The organism is Flavobacterium sp. ACN6, from assembly GCF_002304005.1.
In the GTDB taxonomy this organism is placed as follows: Bacteria; Bacteroidota; Bacteroidia; order Flavobacteriales; family Flavobacteriaceae; genus Flavobacterium.
The window spans coordinates 1-3,029 of record NZ_MRCQ01000032.1 but is presented as its reverse complement, the minus strand read 5'-3'; the positions used below and the strand labels follow the sequence as shown (position 1 = coordinate 3,029).

Here is a 3,029-nt window from a genome sequence, read left to right as displayed (position 1 = left end):
ATCGTAATATTGATATTTGTCCCAAAGTGTATTTGGTGATAAGTGGTGCATTGTAAAACCAGATTTTGTAACTGGCATTGACCAGTAGGTAAGATCGAAAAGACGAACAGAAATATCTCTTTTATAAGTAATCTCTCCAGTATTTGACGCATTTGTAGTCTGTACCAAACTTGAACCGCTTTCAAAAATTAGCTGGCCATTTGTTGTAACACTATTAGTAACTGTCAAAGTTACTCCACCCGGAATTGTAACAACGGCCCCTGAATTAACAATTAAAGAACAGATAGTTGCATTTGCTGTAAAAGGCTGGTTTGTTGTTAAATTAATAATGGCTCTTTTAGTTACACTAGGAAGTCCGTTTGACCAGCCGCTTCCATTCCACGTAGTCGAAGAATCTTCGGCAATAGTTATACTGGTTGTGGTTGGGGAATTACATCCTCCCACACTTACTCTAAAAGAATAGGAGCCAACAGCTAAATTGGGTACTGTAAAAGTGGGTCCTGTACCATTATAAATGGTATTTGCAGTTCCTGTTTGTGTTATCTGCCAAGTTCCTGAAGGAGGAAGATTTATTAGATCTGCACTTCCTAAGCTCGCGCATGTGACTGGGTGTGCAGCGCTAATTGTTGGAGGAGCTAATAGAATCGTTGTGGTTGCTATATTGTTATTGTAATCATCACCAGAGATATCGGTAACGGTATTTAAGGAAGGATCGGTTCCGCTAACTGTAGCAGAATTTACAATTTTTCCAGCAGTTACATCAGCAGGAGTAATGGTATAAGTTGCGCTTATAGTTGCAGTTGCATTTACAGCTAAACTAGAAATTAAATTACTTGAAAATATCATTCCAGGCATTGGGTCTGAAACGCTGATGTTGGTAATTGGAACTTCGCCAGTGTTTTTAATGTCAAAATTATAAGTTATAATGTCGCCAGCTTTACCACAGGATGATAAAGTAGCTTTTTTAATCATGCTTAGTTCTGCTATTTTTAGCGATTTTGTATTAACTGCAATAAATGCACAATCTGAACTTCCTGAAAAAACAACAACAAAACGATCCACTTGTGCTGCATTTGTATTATCGATTCCAAACGAACTGGTTTCTATACCAAGCATTCGAATATCTCTGGTGTCAGCTGGAGTAAATGCTGCGCTGCCATTGCTGGCTCTAAATAAATCCAGACTGTACGTTCCTACAATAGGAACGGAACCAAAATTAACCGATATCTCATTCCCTACAGTATTACCCAACGCATCAACAAATTTGAATATATCTGCTGTTCCTCCTGGTGATGCAACTTGAGTTACAAGGATATCTGGAATATTATCATTGATGCTGCTTAAATTTAAATTGTTTGTTCCAATTCTAAATTCTGCTAAACCTGGCGCAATGTTAGCAATACCAGTTCCTAAACTTAATCCATTTTCGCCATCTGTGAGTCGCGAAGCTAGTTCTGCCCCTGTTGCAGTGGTTCCTGCCAATCCAGGTGTTAAAGTTGTTCCTGTTGCGGATCCGTCTATCATTGAACCTTGTAAAAAGTAAGTTTCAGTATTAAACGCTAGAGTTTGGATTTTTAATGCTCTATAACGTTGTGCATTATAGGAGACGGTATTTGCGTTTAACTTTGTGTCGTCTATACCTGTCGAGAAAGTTGTACCTCTCCATTGAAATGCTAAAAGATTATTAACACTCGTTGGACGGTTTCCTACTCCTGTCGCGCCATTTGAAGTCCAATATCCGGTTCCTGTTCTATTCCAGTCCGTATGTATTCTTGTTATTGTATTGCTTTGGCTCGTCATTTTTAATGATATCAGAAAAAAAAGAATAGATATTTTTTTTAGTGATAAAGAACGAAAATTCGATCGCTTTGTCCTCATGAATACTTTGATGGTTAAGATGGTTGATAATAGGGTTTTTTGGGGTGTTCTTTTTCTAATACTGCTTTTTTTTTGCAAATGCAAAATCCGACATTGATTAGGTGTCGGATTCTGTTTTATAATATGTTATTAGTTGAAAATTACTTTTTTCGTGACCGATGAATCATTGTCTAAGACCACTTTGACTAATAAAACTTGACTGCTAGATTGTAGGTTTGTTATCTGAAATTCATTAGAATCAATTTTGTTTTTAGTATAAACCAATTGACCTGCGATATTATAAATTTGTATTTCTTTTATATTTTCGGTATTAGAATTTACTTTTATAACTTTTGATTTTGTTGAGACAAAAACACCATTTTCTGAATTTTCAAAGTCACCTGTTCCTAATGTTTTGGAAGTGTAACGAATAACAAAACGGCTGTTGAAACTTCCTTCGGCTGTTGTAAACTTGTAGTTTTCTAAACGCAGGTTAGTTATTTTTCCAGTTTCAGTGTCTTCCAAATATACATCTTGATTATCAAAAATTCCATCAGCATGATCAATTGAAATGGTGTAATCGCCTTTCGTTAAGAGTTTATATCCTAACGGAACTTCATCACTTTTTTCAAACGGTAATGCACGTCCTTGTATGGTTAGTTTTTTATTGCTGTTAATACTGTAAAAATCGACAAAATTATTAGCGCCCATTGAAACAGCATCATAATTAAGGTCAATAATATTTGTTGCACCTTCGATGTAGCCTAACAAAATTTGTTTGAAAACGCCGTCAGAATTTGTAAAATTCAGCCAGACACGATTTTTCTCAATATCCTCAGATGCTGCTGTTTTGTAAAACTGGCCGTTATTGCCTGGTCTTCGTATAGCATTATTAAAGATTACTGTTGCGGCTTCTGGTCTTGCAAAAAATCCCTGCGCAGCTGCAATATATCCATTAAAAGGAGTTCCGCTTCCTCCTACAGTAGATCCTGAAGCATTGAAGGCGGTAAAGTCACTATTATAATAAAATTTACCATCAGCAGGGTTTAGGATTGGAAGCGATTCATGTCCCCAGAAATACAAAGTACCTAAAGCTGGATTATCAGTCATTAACTGCTGTGCACTTATCGCAGACGGATAAGGGTTTCCAATTAAATTCCATTTTCCATCTA

The 3,029-nt window shown here is 36.4% G+C and carries 1 protein-coding gene and 1 pseudogene; both read right to left on the bottom strand.

Annotated elements, in window-relative coordinates; translation table 11 throughout:
• Nucleotides 1-1,800, bottom strand: a pseudogene (locus BSF42_RS22210) (hypothetical protein); the annotation flags it as partial.
• A gap of 207 nt (nucleotides 1,801-2,007) precedes the next feature.
• Nucleotides 2,008-3,029 (bottom strand): T9SS sorting signal type C domain-containing protein (locus BSF42_RS22205; RefSeq protein ID WP_141248499.1); only part of this gene is annotated, 1,022 nt, incomplete at its 5' end.